Below are 18,250 nucleotides of genomic sequence, written 5' to 3'. Positions count from 1 at the left end.
TATATCAATACGGTACTGTCGCGAAGATTGTGCAAGTTGTGAATCACGAAAATGACGAAAACTGCATAAAAGTATTAATCGAAGGCTTGCACCGTTCCAAGCTGGTTAAAATCATCGACAACGATGACTGCCTTTCCGCTGAGCATGCTTTAAGCCCAATGACGGTCACTGCAAAAAGCAGCGAACAGGAATCCCGCATTGAAGAGCTGCGCACTATGTTTGCGCAGTATGCGGAAGCGAAACTGCGCAATGCGCGTGAACTGATTGCGGCCGCCAACAAAATTGACGACCTGCTGCAGCTGCTGTTCTTTGTTGCGACCCGCGTGCCGCTGAATATTGACATCAAGCAGAAGTTTCTGGAGCATGATGAGTTTGCAGCGCATCTGCAGGAACTGATGACGTACCTGCTGCAGCAGTCTGAAGAACAGCAGATTGAGCAGACGCTGCATGATTCCGTCAAGCGCCAAATGGAAAAGAATCAGCGCGAATACTTCCTCAATGAAAAGATGAAGGTGATTCAGCGCGAGCTTTCCGACATGAACGGCGGCGCGGAAGATGACGTGGCGGAAATTGAAAAGCGCCTTGCGGAAGCCGATCTGCCGGAGCATGTGCGTAAAAAAGCCGAAGCGGAGTTCCGCAAGCTGAAAGCCATGCAGCCGGCGTCCAGCGAAGCGGCTGTGGTGCGCAACTATTTAGAAGTGATCTTAGATACGCCTTGGAATAAAGCCAGCAAAGTCAGCATCAACCTGAGCAAAGCGCAGGAAATTCTGGATGCCGACCACTACGGCCTGGACGATGTCAAAGACCGCATTGTGGAATACCTTGCCGTACAGTCACGGGTGAAAAAGCTTAAAGGCCCTATTCTGTGCCTAGTCGGCCCTCCGGGCGTGGGTAAAACCTCGCTGGGCGAGTCGGTTGCCAAAGCCACAGGCCGCGAGTTTGTGCGCATGGCGCTGGGCGGCGTGCGTGACGAAGCTGAAATCCGCGGCCACCGCCGCACCTATATTGGCGCGATGCCGGGTAAAATCGTGCAGTCGCTGACCAAAGTCGGCGTGAAGAACCCGCTGTTCCTGCTCGATGAAATCGACAAGATGGCGCAAGACTACCGCGGCGACCCGGCTTCGGCGCTGCTGGAAGTGCTGGATCCATCGCAGAACAGCAAGTTCAATGACCACTATTTGGACTTGGATTTGGACTTATCTGAGGTGATGTTCATCTGTACCGCCAACAGCATGAATATTCCGGAAGCGCTGCTTGACCGCATGGAAGTCATCCGCCTGCCGGGCTATACCGAAGATGAGAAGATCAACATCGCTGAACGCTACCTTGTTCCGAAAGCAATTAAGAACAATGGCTTGCGCGCAAAAGAGCTGACCATTCATGAAGAGGCGATCCGCGACATCGTGCAGCGCTATACGCGCGAAGCCGGCGTGCGCAGCCTTGAGCGTGAAGTGTCGAAAATTGCCCGCAAAGTGGTGAAAGAAGCGGTCAGCAAAAAGGCCAAAAACCTGCAGCTGGACGTGACTTCCGAAAATCTTCCAGACTACTTAGGCCCGCACAAGTTTGACTTCGGCATGGCTGAAGAAGAAGCGCAGGTTGGCCGCGTAAACGGCTTGGCGTGGACTTCGGTTGGCGGTGAATTGCTGACCATTGAAGTGGCTGCTGTTAAAGGCAAAGGCAAGTTCATTACCACCGGTTCGCTGGGTGATGTCATGAAAGAGTCGATTACCGCAGCCATGACGGTGGTTCGCACCCGCGCTGATGAGCTCGGCATTGAAGCTTCGCGTTTTGAAGAAACTGATGTGCATGTGCACTTGCCGGAAGGCGCAACACCGAAAGACGGCCCGTCTGCCGGCTTGGCGCTGACCACTGCCCTTGTTTCAGCTTTCACAGGCATTGCGATCCGCCCTGATATCGCCATGACCGGTGAAACCAGCTTAGGCGGCCGCGCTATGCGCATTGGCGGCTTGAAAGAGAAGCTTCTTGCGGCGCACCGCGGCGGCATCAAGCTGGTGTTCATCCCTCAGGAAAACGTCCGCGACCTAGCGGAAATTCCTGAAAATGTGAAGGAAGGCTTGGAAATTAAAGCAGTGAAAAGCATTGATGAGATTCTGCCGCTGGCTTTAGTCGATATGCCTAAACCATTGCCGAAAGCGCCGATTGTAAAAGCTGCCGGCGAAGGCAAAGCTGCCCGCCACTAATCAGCAGCCATTTTAAAACAGCCCTGTTCCGACAGTAATGCCAGTCAGTTAAGAAACTGACTGGCTTTTTCTTTTTTAAACTTGCAATATTGTTTGATACGCGGAAGCGTCATCCGCAACCTGTATGGCCTTTGAAAAGGACTGTTTTTGCAATAAAACTATTTAAGTGCAGAAAGTGAACAGGTTTCGCGGTGAGGCGCACTGCGCCGCAAGATGCTTTCCTTGCGAAGCTCCGCTTCTCATTTGGCGAATGAGAAACACTGTTTCGCAAGGAACAAAACGAGCTCCAAAAATTCGATTTAAAAACGGTAAGACTCCGCCGTGAATAGTCCAAAAGGTTAAGAAGTCTACGACGAAACTCCTTAACTGATCAGCATTACTTTCCGACAGGGCTGTTTTTATCCGCCATGCGAAAACCGGCAGCCCAATCAGCCAGCGGCTCACCGCGGACCCTCCATTAAATCAATTAAAATCAGAAGATTGCACTAAACTCATTGCCTTAAGTTTAAGCCTTTTTACAAATCTCACTTGAAAATAAGCAAAATTAACGCCATATATAATGACAGATGCATATGCGCTGTATGTTTCTTTTGCGTACTGAACCCAGTACTAAAATGGTCATCTGCATCTCCAGGCAGGTGATCTTTTATCGCAGTCCAAAGGCTTTCCGGGCTGCGTTTTTTATGCGCCTTACTCTTTCAGAACCGCATGCACCAAGCCATTCACCACTTGCGCCATTTTTCCGGCATCAAGCTCAGCCAGCGCATCTTGATCGCTGTGATAGTTTTTATTGCGGTAGGACCCTGTATCAGTAATCATAATTGCCGGCAGGCCAAATTCCCAGTAATTGAAATGATCTGAAAAATCCATATTCTGCGCAAAAGCCGGGGAAATTAAGCGTTCACACTGCAGCTGATTCAGGTTTTTCATCGCGCTGCAGTAGTCCGCAGTCAATTCACGCGACTGCAGATTGCCGACCGCGGCGACAAAGTTGCCATGGCTTGGATAAATCCATTTCAGCCCGGCAGGATACTGCTGCACTAAATTCGGATCAAAATAGCCAATCATCTCTAAAATATAAATGCCCTGAATATTTCCGCGCTGCTTCTCAATGGATTTGGCATGCACATAGCTGCCCATATCTTCAGTGCGGGAAAACGGCGGCTCTTCCAAGGTATAAAAAATAAAATCCACGCTTTTTTTCAGGCGGGCTTTTTCTTCGGCTAAAATGCGCGCCGTTTCAATTACGCCGGCCACGCCGGAAGCATTGTCATCCGCGCCCGGGCTTTGCTCAAATACGTCATAGTGCGCGCCGACAATCACTTTTTCTGCATGCGCGGTTTTTAATGAGCAGACCACATTGCGGTAAGCTTCATCATTCACCTTATAGCTCTGATAGCTGCATGGAATGCCGAACAGGCGCATCTGCTCGCGGATCCATGCCGACACCCGATTCAGTTCCCGCACATTTTTAAAATTGCGGTAATAGCCGGAGCCCATCACCTGCTCCATATATACCGTTAAATTCTTCGGTTCTGCAGTTTTTGGCGCGCTGGCCTGCGCAGGAAAGGCAGCCGTCAAAACCATGCAGCTGAATAAGCCCAGCTGCAAACTTTTTCTAGTTTTATGCATCATTGCTGTTCTTCCATCCATTCTGCAGGCCTGTACTGCCCTATTGAATATTAAAACAGCAACAACTGTGACAATTCAATTGCAAATTGTGCCTGCGCTTAGCAAAGCGCTGTTTCACCGCTATAATGGGCCTTTCTATTCCCTGCGGCCTGTTATGAAAATCCGGATTCTGACCATCGGTCAAAAAATGCCTGCATGGGTGCTGACCGGCTTTGAAGATTATTTCAAGCGCATCCAGCCCTTTGTTCAAACCCAAATCATTGAGCTGCCTATGGCGAAGCGCGGCAAAAATGACTCCGAAGCGGATATTCTGAAATACCGACAAATTGAAGGCGACAGCATTTTAAGCGCGGTCAAGCAGAACGAGGTGCTGATTGCGCTGGAAGTCGGCGGCCGTGAATTCAGCACCGAAAAGCTGGCCGAAACCATGAAAGGCTGGATGCTGGAAGGCAACGATGTGGTTCTGGCCATTGGCGGCCCGGACGGCCATTCAGAAGCCGTGCGCAAAGCTGCAGCCTGGCACTGGTCATTGTCCAAGCTGACCCTGCCTCACCCGATGGTGCGGGTCATGCTGATTGAGCAGCTGTACCGCGCCATGAGCATCAACCACAACCACCCCTATCACCGCGCAGGCTGAACCGCCGGAACGGCAGCGTTGCGTTTGCGCAACGGTATGTTGATTCAGCGCTGTTTAAAGCCGCTGCCCTTTTTGCCACAATGCTTTCAGACCAGTTAATCAGGCGGACAGCTATGAATCTGCACACCCTCCCCGGCTTATATATTTCCCACGGCTCGCCGATGCTTGCGCTGAATCCGGAGCAGGTCGAGCCGGCGCTGCAGCGCCTCGGCCTGAATCTGCCCAAGCCGGCAGCCATTATTGTGATGTCCGCGCATTGGGAAAGCCGCGATCTGGAAGTCAGCACCGGCGCGCGCCCTGAAACCTGGCATGATTTCCGCGGATTCCCGGAAGAGCTGTATGACATCCGCTATCCGGCGCAGGGACATCCTGAATTAGCGGAAAATATGCTGCATTTGCTGGCCGAAGCCGGCTTTGCGGCGCATGCCAACAGCACCCGCCCGCGCGATCATGGCGTATGGATGCCGCTGCTGCATATGTATCCGCAGGCGGATATTCCTGTGGTGGAAATCTCCCTGCCGATGAGCCTGTCCGCGCAGGAAATTTATAAAATCGGCCAGACGCTGGCGCCGCTGCGTGAACAGCAGATTCTGCTCATCGGTTCAGGCAGCATCACCCACAACCTGCGTGAACTGGCATGGAATGGCCAATCCTCCGCGGTGCCTGAATGGGCTTCTGTGTTCCGCAACTATGTCGTCAGCAAGCTCCATCACAGCGATTATGATGCAGTGCTGGACTGGCAAAGCATTCCGCATGTGCAGCGCAATCACCCGACCTTAGAGCATTTTGCGCCGCTGTTCTTTGCCATGGGCGCAGGCCCCCGCTTCAATATTGTGCACAGCAGCTTCAGCATGGGTTCACTCGGCATGGACATTTACCGCTTCGACTGACGCATAAGAAATATTTATAAATTAACAAATAAATACTTATATATACATTCTGATACGCAAAGAATCAGAATGTATCCATTTTTTTCAAAGCCGAATCGGTTATTCTAAATCTTGTTATTTAAATCAGTTATTTAAATTAAAAGCATGTTGGGCAAACCATGAACTTAAAATTTTTAGCAATTGCGCTTTTTCCTTTCGCCCTCGCGGCCTGCCAATCGGGCGACATCCAAAAAGCTGGAGATTTAGCCATGTCCGTACTGCAGCAGCAAAACGCAGACAAGACTTTAGCTTCCTATCAATGGAGCGCCAATACCGCAGATGCGCCGAAGCCTTTAGTCTTGAATTTTGACGCAGCCGGCCGCCTAAGCATTGCAACCAGCTGCAATGGCATGGGCACCAGCTGGAAAGTTGAGAATAACCAAATTGTCACTGGCAACTTAATGGCGACGCAAATGGCCTGCGCGCCGAACGCTATGGCGCAGGAAGGCGTCGCTTCAAGCCTGTTCAGCAGCCGCAAAGCGCCATTTATTCTGAACCTGAATGACCCGGAACAGCCGACGCTGACCGTCATTGCCGCCAATGGCGAAAAAGTGGTTTTTACTGGAAAAATGACGCCGGAAGCGAAATACGGCACGCAGGCTGAAACAATCTTCCTGGAAATTTCCCCTGTAACCAAATCCTGCTCAGGCGTTGCGCCGCAGACTTGCCTGCAAGTGCGTGAAATCAAATATGCGGAAAACGGCGTAAAAACGCAGGCAGATAAAGACTGGACGCTGTTCTACAGCGGCATTGAAGGCTTCACGCATAATCCGAAAGAGCGCCAAGTTGTGCGCATTAAGCGCTACGAGCTGCAAAATCCGCCGGCTGACCACTCTAAATATGTCTATATTCAGGACATGATTATTGAGCGTGAAACTGTTAAATAACAGCGGATTCAAATAAAAAAACCGATGCTTGCGCATCGGTTTTTTTATTTCTTGGCTTCTTTATGTCTTCTGCAAAGAAGCGCAGCGCTTAGTAAACGCCTTGCGAGCGCATAGCGTCAGCGACTTTAACAAAGCCGGCAATGTTCGCGCCGTTGACGTAATTTACCGTGCCGTCTTCCTGCGTGCCGTATTTCACGCAGTTGCGGTGAATTTCTTTCATGATGGCATGCAGGCGCTCATCAACCTCTTCAAAAGTCCAGCCTAAACGCAAAGCGTTCTGCGACATTTCAAGACCTGAAGTGGCGACACCGCCGGCATTTGACGCTTTGCCCGGCGCATACAGGATTTTCGCTTCAACAAATTTTTCTACGGCATCTAGTGTGGAAGGCATGTTTGCGCCTTCAGCTACACAGATCACGCCATTTGCGAGCAGCGCTTCGGCATCTGCTTGATCCAGCTCATTTTGCGTTGCGCATGGCAGCGCGATATCACATTTGATTGACCAAGGGCGCTTGCCTTCTAAATAGTCGAAGCCATGCTTAGACGCAAACTCAGAAATACGGCCGCGCTTCACATTTTTCAGTTCCATTATTTCAGCCAGCAAGGCATCTGTAAAGCCGTCTTTTACATATACCGTGCCCGCAGAGTCAGACAGCGAAACCACTTTCGCGCCTAAATACATCGCTTTTTCAGCGGCGTACTGCGCCACGTTGCCTGAACCTGAAATAGTCACCGTTTTGCCTTTGAAGCAGTCGCCGCGGGTTTTCAGCATTTCTTCAGCAAAATATACCGTGCCGTAGCCTGTCGCTTCCGGGCGGGCCAATGAGCCGCCGAAGCTCAGGCCCTTGCCTGTAAACACGCAAGAAGTATCATTGCTGAGCTTCTTCATCATGCCCGCCATATAGCCGACTTCGCGGCCGCCAACGCCAATATCGCCCGCAGGGATATCGGTATTTGAACCGAGGTAGCGGTACAGCTCAATCATCAGGGCTTGGCAGAAGCGCATGATTTCGCCTTCAGACTTGCCCTTAGGGTCAAAGTCTGAGCCGCCTTTGCCGCCGCCCATAGGCAATGTGGTCAAAGCATTCTTGAAAGTCTGCTCAAAACCCAGGAATTTAAGAATTGAAAGGTTTACAGACGGATGGAAGCGCATGCCGCCTTTGAATGGCCCGATTGCCGAGTTGTACTGCACGCGGAATGCACGGTTGACTTGAACCTGGCCTTGGTCATCGACCCAGGAAACGCGGAACTGAATGGCGCGTTCAGGCTCAACTAAGCGCTCAAGCAGGCCGTGGCCGGCATATTCAGGGTGCTTTTCAATGAACGGCCACAGGCTGGTCATGACTTCTTCAACGGCTTGAAGAAACTCCGGTTGATGTGCATCACGTGTTTTAACGTAATTTAAAAACTCATTAAGGCTGTTATATTTCAACTCTTAATCCTCAGCAGAAAGATGAATCAAAATTGGTCAAATTTTAAATTGATGATAAATTTTGGCGCAAAACATTAAATATCTTTTGCCCGAAATCCACAATACCTTTTTCAAAATACTTTAATTTTATATTAAGAACATATATTTAAATATATTTTACATGATCATAGTTTATCAATGAATAAACTTTTAGGCATGAATGGATTGGCATTTTATGTGCAAAAATAATGCACAAACAGCTCTAAATTTGTGCACAGCGCAGCCGGCTAAAACATGCTAAAATTCATTTCCCCCGCTACTGCCTTGTTCCGCCTGCCCAGCATTTCCGGTTATTCATGAATTCTCAAATTTCCCTCATCCAAAAAATTGACGCCCTACTGCCGCAGACGCAATGCGGGCTTTGCGGGCACCGTGACGGCTGCCTGCCCTATGCAAAATCGATGGCCGAAGGTGAAGAAGCCAATAAATGCGTGCCGGGCGGACAGCCGGTTGCAGACGCCTTAGCTGCCCTGCTGCAACGCGCAGCCTTGCCTGCCGAACCAAGCGTGTGGCCCATTCAAAGCGACGGCCGGCCGCAGCGCATGAAGGCGGTGATCCGTGAAGATGAATGCATCGGCTGCACCAAATGCATCAGCGCCTGCCCTGTCGATGCGATTATCGGCGCCGGCAAGCTGATGCATACCGTGCTGGCGGACCTGTGCACCGGCTGCGAACTGTGCATTCCGCCCTGCCCGGTAGACTGCATTGATCTAGTGGAGGATGTGCAGGCTTTGCCGTCTGAGGCCGCCCGCCTGGCCGAGCAGAATGATTTGCGCGCGCGCTACTATGCGCACATTCAGCGTGAAGAACAGCGCCGCGCGCACCGCAAGAGGCCGATAGTCCGCGCAGAAATCGACACCGCTTTATTCGCCCGCTTCTCCAATCAGGACGCTAGCCTGCCTGAGATTGAAGTTGCTGATCAATCAGAAAAAATAGCGCCCGTGCTGGATGCCAAAACCGCGATTGAGCTGGCGAAGCTCCGCACGCAGGTTAAAAAACTGGAAAAGCAGCTGAGCCTGCGTGATGATGCAAAAAAACGCGCGCTGCTGCAGGAACTGAGCCAGCAGCTGCATGCGCTGCAGGGAGCATGAACATGACAGTGAAAAACATGACTAAAAAGCAGATTCAGACCTTCTTTGAACGCCTGCGTGAACAGCGCCCGCATCCGGAAACTGAACTGAATTTTTCCAGCCCTTTTGAGCTGCTGGTCGCTGTGACTCTGTCTGCGCAAGCCACCGATGTCAGCGTCAATAAGGCGACAGACAAGCTGTTTCCTGTGGCCAATACCCCTGAGGCGATTTATGCTTTAGGAGTTGACGGCCTGAAGGAATACATTAAAACCATCGGCCTGTATAATTCCAAAGCCGAGAATGTCATTAAAGCCTGCAGGATTTTAATTGAAAAGCACAATAGCCAAGTGCCGGATAACCGCGCGGATTTGGAAGCGCTTCCGGGCGTCGGACGGAAAACCGCCAATGTGGTGCTGAATACCGCCTTCGGCCAGCCAGCCATGGCGGTGGATACGCATATTTTCCGCCTAGGCAACCGCACAGGCTTAGCAGCAGGAAAAAACGTGCTGGAAGTCGAGCAGCGCCTGATAAAAGTAATTCCTAAAGAGTTTATCCTTGATGCGCATCACTGGCTGATTCTGCACGGGCGCTACTGCTGCATTGCCCGCAAGCCGAAATGCGCTGAATGCGTGGTGTCAGATGTCTGCAACTGGCCGGAGCGCTATGAATTCGGCGCCGCCCGCCCGATTCCAGTGAAAAATATAGAGGCTTAAAGCCTCTGCAGTTGATTGATCCGGCCTAATTGATTCGAATGAAATAAGCCAGATTAGATGCTGAAAACCCGCCTACTGCTGCGGCGGATCTTTTTTCCGGTCAGCCGGCTGCTCCTGTCCGCGCTGCTCTTTTTGCAGTTTGGGATGCAGCTTATATTCCGACGCCGGCTGGCTGCGGCGCTCAAGCAGCTCCTGCTGCTGCGTTTTTTTCAGCAGCTGATAGCTGAAGTACAGTAAAGCCAGCAATGCAGCCGCGCACACCAGCAAAACCAAAATAATCGCAACCTGCTGCAAAGCCTTTCTCCAAAAACAGCACAATAAAAAAGAGCCCTAATATGGCTTAGGACTCTCTGAAAGTCAAAACCCGCAAAAACGGATTATTTAGACTGGTCTAAAATAGCGAAAAGCTCTGCCTGAACTTGCTCAATTGGGCGCAGGCCGTTCAATTTGTCATAAGTCGGCGCATTTTCGCCGGAAGCAGCGCGGCCCTGATAGAAGCCGACCAGCTGTTCAGTTTCTGTATGGTATGAACCCAAACGCTTGCGGATGGTTGCTTCCTGATCGTCTGGACGCTGTACAAGGTCTTCGCCTGTTTCGTCATCTTTGCCTTCAACCTTAGGCGGGTTGTAAACAATGTGATATACGCGGCCAGATGCCGGGTGCTGGCGGCGGCCGGAAAGGCGCTGCACGATTTCTTCATCCGGCACATCAATTTCAATCACATGATCAATGCTGATGCCTTCATTTTCAAGCGCTTCAGCTTGAGGAATTGTGCGCGGGAAGCCGTCAAAAATGCAGCCGTTGACGCAGTCCGGCTGCGCAATGCGCTCTTTCACCAAACCAATGATCAGCTCATCGGATACCAGGCCGCCATTGTCCATCACGCTTTTAGCTTGCAGGCCAAGTTCAGTTCCTTCACGAATTGCAGCACGGAGCATATCACCGGTTGAAATTTGCGGGACATTGTAGCGCTTACAGATCAACTGAGCTTGAGTGCCTTTGCCTGCTCCAGGTGGACCGAGTAAGATAATGCGCATAAAAAAACATCCTCATTTAAACATTGTATTTGACGCCTTGCCCATGTCAAAACATTCGACATATTCTTCAGCATCTAATTATAAGAAAGCCACAAACAAATGTATGGTGCCCGCAATAAAGCCCGTTACCCCGCCCAGTAAAATTAAAATCCATTCGTCTTCCTGAAATGCAGGACGTAATAAATTTTGAAACTCTTTTGGCGTCAGCTCGCGGATGCGGTCTCTGAACATCTGATAGATTTTCTGTGCACGGCTCGCATTGAACGCAGGGTCGCATACAGGCACCATCGTAATTTCAATTGAGCGATCAATCAAGTCTGTCTTGAGTTTTGCGTACTCTCTCGGGCCTAAAGACAGCTGCAAAGAGGTTCTGACCAGCGGCGTTTCCATAATTTCATTAATGTGGCGCTTGACAATGCGGCGGGTCTTGTCTTTTTTGCTGCCGTACATCATTTCGGTCATGATGGATTTCAGCGTAATCAGGTCTTCAGTGACCACACTGGCAAAGACATCGGACACTTCTTCCTGGCGCTTCATGAATGCGCCCTGAACATTATAGGTGCCGATGCGCGGAAGCACAGGCTTCAGCCAAGGAAACTTACGATTTTTTGTTAATTCAAAGAGTTGCGGGTATTTAACATAGTGCGGCTCAATCGGATTGAAGACCATCCAGATGGCGATCCAGTTGGTTAAAAAGCCCCAGACCGATGCCCAGAACGGCACTGTCCAGTGCCAAGGCACCACAAACCAGACGATCATCTGGAAGACGCCGAAGAACATCCCGATCAAGGCGCTGATGTGCCAGATAAAGTTGATTTCCTTTTGCCCGACTTTCAAAAACATGCGCACCATCAGGCGGCGGTCGCCTTCCATCTGGCTGACCACCATTTCACGCATATCCACAAGTGACTCGACGTTCATGGTCAGCTCAGTCACAAGTTCCCTTAATATGCCCGGCATCTGCTTATTGGCCTGCGCATAAATGCGGCGCTTGATGGAATAAGGCAAATTTTCCCACAGCACGGCATTGCGCTCGAGCATCACTTCATCAATCAGATGCTCCAGCTCAAAGCCGACCTGCTCGCCGATAATCCGCGCCATGTCCTCCGGGTCCATGGCCTCCAGAAACTCGCGCAGCGAACCCAGCTTGGATAAGGTATTGTCAGTAATAATGCCTGAAATGCGCCCCGCCTTGCGCGGCACAATGCCCTGCCAGCCCACAGGCAACGGGCCAAGGTGGAAGCCCCAGAAGTTAATCGGGTAAAAGACCATTTTGAGCGCCATCCAGACGTGCGCCCAGGTCACAAAAGCGGTAACAGGGATAATGCTGAGCACTGCCCAAAAATCCGGGCGGTTCAAAAAGGTTTGCCACAACTCATTGACGTACTCAAGCATGCATCACTTCCATATCTAATTTTAATCGGGAAATATTGAACGACATAAAGCCGAATATTTTCACTACAAACCGATACTTAGAGTATAGGAGAATTGTAGCTTCGGTTCTGTCTCTACGACTGTCCGCCCATCTTGACCGGTCAGTTTCTCGCCGGCGCCAATGCCGACGCTGAAGGTGCTAATCCGTTCTGAGCTGAGCATCACATAAGCCAAGTCAACGCCGCCGCCCAAACGGCTTTCATATTCATTGCCGGTGTCTTTGCTGTCAATGTGGCCGGCATAGGCGCCAAGGTAATAGCCATTCTGGTCCTTGCCGGTAAAATGCACCGGATAGCGGAAACCCAACTGGCCGCCAAAGGTTTTATCGCCGTTCAGGAAAGCGCCCGCTTTGGCATATGCAATGCCGCAGGGATTCACCCATTCAGCATTTAAATGAATCATTTTCTGGGTAAAACCCGCCCCTGCATACAGCGCTTGGCCTGAGCCAGCCACCAGTTCCGCTTGCGGCAGCAGGGCGCTGTCCTGCGCAGATGCGCCGCCGGCAAACAAAGCAAGCGCCAGCAAAGAATAAAATCTGTTCATTATTTTCACCCTTGTCCTTAATTTTAGGCTTTTTTAGTTGTAATACAGTCCTATTTTTATGCGGTTTTGACTTTATCAGAATTATATGAACACTTATATACAGCGCTTTACTTTTTTAATGTCTGCAAAGTCAAAGTTTAAGCAGATCCGGCGCTTCTGGGCTGCTTTTCGCTTATCAAATTTTTTGAACTTGCGGTAGAATGGTCAGCCTCAATTTCCCCTTTGTGTGACTTAAGCCGACCGCGTATGAAGCAGCACTTTCCTTTAAAAAATGTACAGCAAGAAAAGCGCATTTTCCGCAACCGCATTTATTTCTCACTGGGCATTGTGATTTTTTTCCTGCTGCTGCTCGTCGCACGCTATTCTTACCTGCAGATTGCCAGCTACGACAAGTTCGCCACAGATTCAGAAAAGAACCGCGTCCGCCTGCAGCCGCTGCCGCCGGCGCGGGGCTATATTTATGACCGCAACGGCGTTCTGCTGGCGGACAACTATCCGGTCTTTTCTGCTACCATGAGCCGCGCCGATATTGATGATATTGACGACACGGTTCGGCGCTTAGCCCCAGTCATCAATCTGTCTGAAGAAGATATTGAGCGCTTCCGGAGCCGGATTAAAACCTCGAAAAAAACTGAGCGCGTCGCGCTGAAGCTGAATCTGAACGAAGCTGAAATTGCGCGCTTCAGTGAGGTGAAATTCCAGTTTCCCGGCGTCAATATTGAAACCCAAATGACCCGCTACTATCCGCATGGCGAGCTGTTTGCGCATGTGATTGGCTATGTCGGCCGCATCAATGACAAAGAATTAAAAAGCATTAATAAAGACTTATATGCCGGAACCAACCTGATTGGAAAAATCGGGGTCGAAAAATACTATGAAGAGCTGCTGCACGGCCTGCCCGGTAATGAGTCGGTCGAAGCCGATGCGCACGGCAATGTGCTGCGCCATTTAGGCCGCAAAGACCCGATCCGCGGCAATGACCTGTATTTATCGCTGGATTACGGCCTGCAGATGGTCGCTTCCGAGCAGCTGGCGGGCCGGCGCGGCGCCATTGTCGCCATGGACCCGGGCACAGGCGAAATCCTGGCTTTAGTATCCAGCCCGAGCTTTAACCCGAATTTATTTGTCACCGGCATCAGCAGCAAGGACTACTCTGCGCTGCGCGATGATCTTGACCAGCCCCTGTACAACCGCGCAGTGCAAGGCTCCTATCCGCCAGGCTCAACCATTAAGCCTATGTTTGGCTTAGGCGGCCTGCACTACAATCTGGTCGATTGGAATACCACCATTTCAGATCCAGGCTATTTCTCCCTGCCCGGAGATTCGCACCGTTTCCGCGACTGGCGCAAATCTGGCCACGGCGTGGTCAACCTGCACAAATCGCAGGTGATCTCCTGCGATACCTACTATTATATTCTGGCCTACCGCATGGGAATTGAGCGGATGAACAGCTGGATGCGCCAATTCGGCTACGGTGAAAAAACCGGCGTGGACTTGCCGAGCGAAAGTTCCGGCCTGTATCCAAGCCCGGAATGGAAGCTGCGCACGCGGAAAACCAAGTGGCTGAAGGGTGAAACCATTTCGGTCAGCATCGGGCAAGGCGCATTTACCGCTACCCCGCTGCAGCTGGCCATGGCCACGGCCATTACCGCCAATCAGGGCCAGCACGTCACGCCGCATGTGCTGCGTGAAAGCAAAGGCACTAAGCCCCATGCCGTGCATAATGCGCCAAACGGAAAAATTGAGTTTAACGGCAAGCCGGAAGACTGGATAAAAATGCGTGACGCCATGGTCGATGTGATTGAAAGCGGCACAGGGCGCCGCATCCGCACGCCGATGTATAAAATTGCCGGCAAGACCGGCACTGCGCAGGTTAAAAGCATTGCGCAGGGCAAGCGCTATAATGAAGCGATATTAACTGAGCGCCAGCTTGACCACGGCCTGTTTGTCGGCTTTGCTCCGGCGGACAAGCCTGAAATCGCCATTGCGGTGATTTGGGAAAATGGCCGTCACGGCGGTTCAGCTGCCCAGCTGGCCCGGCCGATTTTTGACTACTGGCTGCTGAACCGCAAAAAAGCGCCGGTCCGCCCTTCGGCAGCGCAAGTCAGCGGCGGCCTGATGACTGCCGGCATCAAGCCCAGCGAATTGCCAAGCGGCGAAAATCCGCTCCAAAGCAGCGCCAATGCGCCAGCCTCCCCTCCGCCAACAGATGCAGACTCCGATTAAATTATGAAAAATCAACTCCGAATTATTGGCGGTGACTGGAAGCGCCGCCAGCTTCCTTTCGCCAGCATTGACGGGCTGCGTCCAACCCCAGACCGTGTCCGCGAAACCCTGTTCAACTGGCTGATGTGGGATATTCAAAATGCGCAGGTGCTGGATATTTGCGCAGGCTCCGGCGCATTAAGCTTTGAAGCGCTGTCGCGCGGCGCGGCCCAAGTGGTGATGATTGAGCCTGACCGCACGCAGGCCAAATTTTTAACCGACAATCTGCAGCTGCTGAAAGTCACCGCGCAGCATGCCAAGCTGAAAATTGCCACCGCGCAGCAGGCGCTTCCCGCCCTGAAAGAGCAGTTTGATGTGGTGTTTTTAGACCCGCCCTACAGCCTGGATTTGTGGGAAGCGCTGGCGCAGCTGGCTGACCCGGCCATTAAAGCCAATGCCTTGATTTATATTGAAGCTGACCGGGATTTGTCGCAGCTGAAGCTGCCGAATACCTGGAAGCAGATTAAAGAAACCAAGGCCGGCACAGTGCGCGCCGGGCTTTTTCAAAAAATAGTTTAATTTGCCTATTCTGAACAGCCTTCAGACTCAGAGCGCGGAAAGCGCATTGCTGCCCCATAGCCGGGAAAAATAAACTTCGGATACTTACCCGCCACGGCAAGGACGCCGTGCATAGGCAATAAAAGACTTTTGCCTGCTTGAGATTTTTCAAAGCAGGCCTGGCCGAAGCAAAAGCGTTTAAATTTTTAAAGCAAAAATGAGGCAGCGCAAGCGCTAAAACACATAATTCCAGAACAGGCGGATAATTTGCCCGCGGTCATACGGGAAATTCGACAGATATTCATAACCTATACTGTGGCGCGGATTGACGCGGAATTCCATGCCGTAGCCGAATGAAACGGCGAAATCCTGCAGGCCAATCTGCTCTGACTGGCCGGACAGAAACTTGTTTTTTGCGCCATCCGCTTCATAAGCTGTGTAGTTATAAATTTTTACAATTTCATTTTCAAAAAACAGGTTTTCGATCAGTCCATAATCCTGCGCATCTTGCGCGGTTTTCGAAGCCAGCATGCGCTGTTCCTGCTCATACAAATCCTGCAGGCCCGCATCCATGGCCACAATGCCCTCCGGCTCCTGCGCAGCCGCAGCCGCAGCCGCAGCGCCTGCATGCAAGCCAAGCATGACCCAAACCGCCAGTGCTTTCATAACCGCCCTAATACCATAAGATATGCCCATGCTAACTTAAATTTTTATAAAATTTAATTGCTTATTTTGCTGCCTTATTCAGCTTCCATTGATCAAGCCGGCCGGCGCAGCCAGAGCAGCTCAAAAGCGCGGCAGCTGCGTCAGGTCTTGAAAAATCTGTGCGCAGCATGCAGCGCCCGCCTGGCTGCGGTTCAGGCTCCAATCAGCCGTTTTTTGAACATTCAATGAATGCAGGGCAAAACAGGCGCCGCAAAAATTTATACAATACGGCACTCCTCATTTTGCCCCTTTAACTTATGAAATTGCCCGCCATATTTGCCGCAGCCCTGCTTTTAAGCGGCTGTCCGCTTGGCACATCGCAAGATATTAAAAAAGCTGAAAAGCTGCTGGCCGGCTTTCAGTGCAAGAAAATTGAAAGCGCGCAAATGGCGCATAGCCCGATTACCGCTTACCATGAACAGTCGCTGCACGGCGCCAGGCAAAAAGCCGAACAGTATATTCAAAGCTATAAAGATGGCGATCAGCTGTTCAGCATCCCGCTTACTGCCGTCATTGAGCAGCAGTACAGCATTTATAAAGAAGCCTGCCAAAATTTAGGCGGTGTTCATCAAAATATTTTGGATGAAAACTAAACTTTTAAATGCCTGCTTTCTATCCCGTGAAAGCGGGATTTTTCTTATAACCCGCAGCAGCCGGATTCAGCTGCTGCGCAATTTCCACCCGGACATCCCGCTTAGGCGCCGGCTTTACATTTCGGCATCTAATGCTTTATTCAGCAGAATAATAGCGGCGGTCCACGCTGAAATCTTCAGGAAATTTAGGGCTGATTTGCGCATAAAACTGCATAATTTCCGCCATGTCTTTTTCATAATCGCCTGTAGGATAAACAATTTTCCCTACACCGGTTTTTTTCTTCTCATAATCCATATAAGCCAGCGCAATCGGCACGCCCGCATTCAGCGCGACATGGTAAAAGCCGGTTTTCCACTGTTCCTGCTTGGAGCGCGTTCCTTCCGGCGTGACCAGCATGACCAGTTTTGCATGCTCTTTAAACAGGCTGGTCATCACTTCAACCATGCTCAAGCGCTGCTCGCCTTCGGCTTTAGGGCTGCGGTCAATCCCAATGCCGCCCATGGCCCGGACAAAAGGCCCAAATGGAAGCTTCATATAGCTGTCTTTAATGGTCAGGCGGACATTCACCCCTAAAGCTTTCAGGGCTAAGCGCGCATACAGCGCATCCCAGTTGCTGGTATGCGGCGCAGCAATCATGACGCACTGCGCTAAATCCTGCGGCCAATGGTTATCCAGTTTCCAGCCCATCAAATTCAGGCTTTGCTCAGCTAATTTTTCAAACACCCAATGCACCATATACAGATTTATCTGGCGCTGATTCTAACTGCCCTGCAGAAATTAGATAGACCAAAATGCTCAATAAACCGCCAATTAATTTATAAATGTATACAATCATAAATGGGAAAAATCATCCGCTGACGTCGCCATGCATCAGAGCGCATGCCCTTGCGCATATTTTCCCGGCTAAACAAACAAGCCGGTATTACAAGAAAACTCTAGTCATTTTTTAATCTTTTTAGTAACTTAAATAAATCAAATGATAAAAAGGCCAATTTGCATGAAAAAGACCCTTCTTATGCTTGCGCTTTCAAGCATTGCGCTGGCTGGCTGCGCTAAGCCTGAAAGCCAAAACTCCGCTGCGCCTGCCGGCGACGCTGCCAGCAGCGCTGCTGTTCAGTCTGCAAGCGAAGCATCTGCGCCAGCCGATGCCCTGCCTGCGGGCGATACAGCTGAAACTTCTCTGGACTGGGCAGGAAAATACAAGGGCGTATTCCCTTGCGCAGACTGCGAAGGCATAAAAATGGAGCTTGAGCTTAAATCTGACAAGACTTATGAGCTTACAGAAGAGTATCTCGGCAAGGGCAAAGGAAACGAATTTAAAACCGAAGGCGCTTTCAGTTTTGATGCTAAAAATCCATCGGTCATTACGCTGGATCAGGCAGCCGATAAGCGCAAATTCTTTATTGGGGAAAATTTTGCAGAAGCCCGCGATATTGAAACCGGCGAAGCAATTGAAACGCAGCTGAATTACAAACTGAGCAAAGAGCTGAATTAAGCGCCTGCTTGGAAAAAGGCTCTGCTTTGCAGTAATGCTGATCAGTTAAGGAGTTTCGTCGTAGACTTCTTAACCTTTTGGACTATTCACGGCGGAGTCTTACCGTTTTTAAATCGAATTTTTGGAGCTCGTTTTGTTC

18 protein-coding genes are annotated in these 18,250 nt (G+C 50.7%); 10 read left to right on the top strand and 8 right to left on the bottom strand.

The features are described 5' to 3' along the window. The coding region (gene lon, locus RSA72_RS10050; protein ID WP_332624705.1) for an endopeptidase La at positions 1-2,201 on the top strand (2,201 nt) is incomplete at its 5' end. Between the two features lie 690 nt (positions 2,202-2,891). Here the strand turns inward: lon and RSA72_RS10045 are convergent. Beyond that, positions 2,892-3,833 carry a M20/M25/M40 family metallo-hydrolase gene (locus RSA72_RS10045; RefSeq protein ID WP_443098295.1) on the bottom strand — a complete coding sequence of 314 codons (942 nt, stop codon included), beginning with the start codon at positions 3,831-3,833 and terminating at the stop codon, positions 2,892-2,894. Positions 3,834-3,987: 154 nt separating this feature from the next. Between RSA72_RS10045 and rlmH the strand changes: the two genes are divergently transcribed. The 3 genes from rlmH to RSA72_RS10030 all read left to right on the top strand — a co-directional run bounded on the left by rlmH (position 3,988) and on the right by RSA72_RS10030 (position 6,286). Then, positions 3,988-4,470: a 23S rRNA (pseudouridine(1915)-N(3))-methyltransferase RlmH gene (rlmH, locus tag RSA72_RS10040; RefSeq protein WP_068908700.1), complete on the top strand. Its 483-nt coding sequence runs from the start codon at positions 3,988-3,990 to the stop codon at positions 4,468-4,470. Between the two features lie 113 nt (positions 4,471-4,583). Further along, positions 4,584-5,360, top strand: coding sequence for a DODA-type extradiol aromatic ring-opening family dioxygenase (locus RSA72_RS10035; protein WP_332633126.1), 777 nt, complete (start codon positions 4,584-4,586; stop codon positions 5,358-5,360). Positions 5,361-5,518: 158 nt separating this feature from the next. After that, positions 5,519-6,286, top strand: a complete 768-nt coding sequence (locus RSA72_RS10030; protein WP_332624145.1) for a DUF4377 domain-containing protein — start codon at positions 5,519-5,521, stop codon at positions 6,284-6,286. A gap of 88 nt (positions 6,287-6,374) precedes the next feature. Here RSA72_RS10030 and gdhA read toward each other — a convergent pair whose 3' ends face one another. Continuing rightward, positions 6,375-7,718, bottom strand: a complete 1,344-nt coding sequence (gdhA, locus tag RSA72_RS10025) for an NADP-specific glutamate dehydrogenase (protein WP_332624146.1) — start codon at positions 7,716-7,718, stop codon at positions 6,375-6,377. A 335-nt stretch (positions 7,719-8,053) separates the two neighbouring features. Between gdhA and RSA72_RS10020 the strand changes: the two genes are divergently transcribed. Together RSA72_RS10020 and nth are read left to right on the top strand one after the other, a co-directional pair. After that, positions 8,054-8,848: an RnfABCDGE type electron transport complex subunit B gene (locus tag RSA72_RS10020; RefSeq protein ID WP_332624147.1), complete on the top strand. Its 795-nt coding sequence runs from the start codon at positions 8,054-8,056 to the stop codon at positions 8,846-8,848. 2 nt (positions 8,849-8,850) lie between these two features. Next, positions 8,851-9,540, top strand: coding sequence for an endonuclease III (gene nth, locus RSA72_RS10015; protein ID WP_332624148.1), 690 nt, complete (start codon positions 8,851-8,853; stop codon positions 9,538-9,540). A gap of 72 nt (positions 9,541-9,612) precedes the next feature. On the opposite strand, the gene RSA72_RS10010 is transcribed toward nth, so the two are convergent. The 4 genes from RSA72_RS10010 to RSA72_RS09995 all read right to left on the bottom strand — a co-directional run bounded on the left by RSA72_RS10010 (position 9,613) and on the right by RSA72_RS09995 (position 12,554). Further along, positions 9,613-9,834, bottom strand: coding sequence for a hypothetical protein (locus RSA72_RS10010; RefSeq protein WP_332624149.1), 222 nt, complete (start codon positions 9,832-9,834; stop codon positions 9,613-9,615). An 83-nt stretch (positions 9,835-9,917) separates the two neighbouring features. Then, positions 9,918-10,577: an adenylate kinase gene (gene adk / locus RSA72_RS10005; RefSeq protein ID WP_068908688.1), complete on the bottom strand. Its 660-nt coding sequence runs from the start codon at positions 10,575-10,577 to the stop codon at positions 9,918-9,920. A gap of 78 nt (positions 10,578-10,655) precedes the next feature. Beyond that, positions 10,656-11,972: a hypothetical protein gene (locus RSA72_RS10000; RefSeq protein ID WP_332633123.1), complete on the bottom strand. Its 1,317-nt coding sequence runs from the start codon at positions 11,970-11,972 to the stop codon at positions 10,656-10,658. Positions 11,973-12,035: 63 nt separating this feature from the next. Next, positions 12,036-12,554, bottom strand: a complete 519-nt coding sequence (locus RSA72_RS09995; protein WP_332623691.1) for a hypothetical protein — start codon at positions 12,552-12,554, stop codon at positions 12,036-12,038. Between the two features lie 246 nt (positions 12,555-12,800). Here RSA72_RS09995 and mrdA point away from each other — a divergent pair, with 246 nt between their 5' ends. Then, positions 12,801-14,780: a penicillin-binding protein 2 gene (gene mrdA / locus RSA72_RS09990; RefSeq protein ID WP_332623689.1), complete on the top strand. Its 1,980-nt coding sequence runs from the start codon at positions 12,801-12,803 to the stop codon at positions 14,778-14,780. 3 nt (positions 14,781-14,783) lie between these two features. Then, entirely contained in the window at positions 14,784-15,338 is a 555-nt protein-coding gene (gene rsmD, locus RSA72_RS09985) for a 16S rRNA (guanine(966)-N(2))-methyltransferase RsmD (protein ID WP_332633121.1), read from the top strand. A 213-nt stretch (positions 15,339-15,551) separates the two neighbouring features. Here rsmD and RSA72_RS09980 read toward each other — a convergent pair whose 3' ends face one another. Next, a complete protein-coding gene (locus RSA72_RS09980) occupies positions 15,552-15,983 on the bottom strand; it encodes a hypothetical protein (protein ID WP_332623685.1) in 432 nt (143 codons plus the stop codon). 296 nt (positions 15,984-16,279) lie between these two features. Between RSA72_RS09980 and RSA72_RS09975 the strand changes: the two genes are divergently transcribed. Then, positions 16,280-16,615: a hypothetical protein gene (locus RSA72_RS09975; protein ID WP_332623684.1), complete on the top strand. Its 336-nt coding sequence runs from the start codon at positions 16,280-16,282 to the stop codon at positions 16,613-16,615. Positions 16,616-16,751: 136 nt separating this feature from the next. Here the strand turns inward: RSA72_RS09975 and RSA72_RS09970 are convergent, their stop codons facing one another. Continuing rightward, positions 16,752-17,351 carry a 1-acyl-sn-glycerol-3-phosphate acyltransferase gene (locus tag RSA72_RS09970; protein WP_332623682.1) on the bottom strand — a complete coding sequence of 200 codons (600 nt, stop codon included), beginning with the start codon at positions 17,349-17,351 and terminating at the stop codon, positions 16,752-16,754. Between the two features lie 262 nt (positions 17,352-17,613). Between RSA72_RS09970 and RSA72_RS09965 the strand changes: the two genes are divergently transcribed. Beyond that, complete coding sequence (locus tag RSA72_RS09965; RefSeq protein ID WP_332623681.1) at positions 17,614-18,111, top strand: copper resistance protein NlpE; 498 nt, start codon at positions 17,614-17,616, stop codon at positions 18,109-18,111. Positions 18,112-18,250 lie beyond the last annotated feature (139 nt).

The sequence above is a fragment of the Acinetobacter sp. genome (genome assembly GCF_036659555.1).
Classification (GTDB): Bacteria; Pseudomonadota; Gammaproteobacteria; order Pseudomonadales; family Moraxellaceae; genus Acinetobacter.
This window is presented reverse-complemented; position numbering and strand designations above follow the sequence as displayed.

What these genes read in the sequence shown, in the direction of transcription:
- rlmH (WP_068908700.1), top strand. Translation starts at nt 3,988, where the DNA reads ATGAAAATCCGGATTCTGACCATCGGTCAAAAAATGCCTGCATGGGTG.
- RSA72_RS09970 (WP_332623682.1), bottom strand. Translation starts at nt 17,351, where the DNA reads ATGGTGCATTGGGTGTTTGAAAAATTAGCTGAGCAAAGCCTGAATTTG.
- RSA72_RS10020 (WP_332624147.1), top strand. Translation starts at nt 8,054, where the DNA reads ATGAATTCTCAAATTTCCCTCATCCAAAAAATTGACGCCCTACTGCCG.
- RSA72_RS09980 (WP_332623685.1), bottom strand. Translation starts at nt 15,983, where the DNA reads ATGAAAGCACTGGCGGTTTGGGTCATGCTTGGCTTGCATGCAGGCGCT.
- rsmD (WP_332633121.1), top strand. Translation starts at nt 14,784, where the DNA reads ATGAAAAATCAACTCCGAATTATTGGCGGTGACTGGAAGCGCCGCCAG.
- RSA72_RS10045 (WP_443098295.1), bottom strand. Translation starts at nt 3,833, where the DNA reads ATGCATAAAACTAGAAAAAGTTTGCAGCTGGGCTTATTCAGCTGCATG.
- adk (WP_068908688.1), bottom strand. Translation starts at nt 10,577, where the DNA reads ATGCGCATTATCTTACTCGGTCCACCTGGAGCAGGCAAAGGCACTCAA.
- RSA72_RS09995 (WP_332623691.1), bottom strand. Translation starts at nt 12,554, where the DNA reads ATGAACAGATTTTATTCTTTGCTGGCGCTTGCTTTGTTTGCCGGCGGC.
- RSA72_RS10000 (WP_332633123.1), bottom strand. Translation starts at nt 11,972, where the DNA reads ATGCTTGAGTACGTCAATGAGTTGTGGCAAACCTTTTTGAACCGCCCG.
- RSA72_RS10035 (WP_332633126.1), top strand. Translation starts at nt 4,584, where the DNA reads ATGAATCTGCACACCCTCCCCGGCTTATATATTTCCCACGGCTCGCCG.
- nth (WP_332624148.1), top strand. Translation starts at nt 8,851, where the DNA reads ATGACAGTGAAAAACATGACTAAAAAGCAGATTCAGACCTTCTTTGAA.
- RSA72_RS09965 (WP_332623681.1), top strand. Translation starts at nt 17,614, where the DNA reads ATGAAAAAGACCCTTCTTATGCTTGCGCTTTCAAGCATTGCGCTGGCT.
- RSA72_RS09975 (WP_332623684.1), top strand. Translation starts at nt 16,280, where the DNA reads ATGAAATTGCCCGCCATATTTGCCGCAGCCCTGCTTTTAAGCGGCTGT.
- mrdA (WP_332623689.1), top strand. Translation starts at nt 12,801, where the DNA reads ATGAAGCAGCACTTTCCTTTAAAAAATGTACAGCAAGAAAAGCGCATT.
- RSA72_RS10030 (WP_332624145.1), top strand. Translation starts at nt 5,519, where the DNA reads ATGAACTTAAAATTTTTAGCAATTGCGCTTTTTCCTTTCGCCCTCGCG.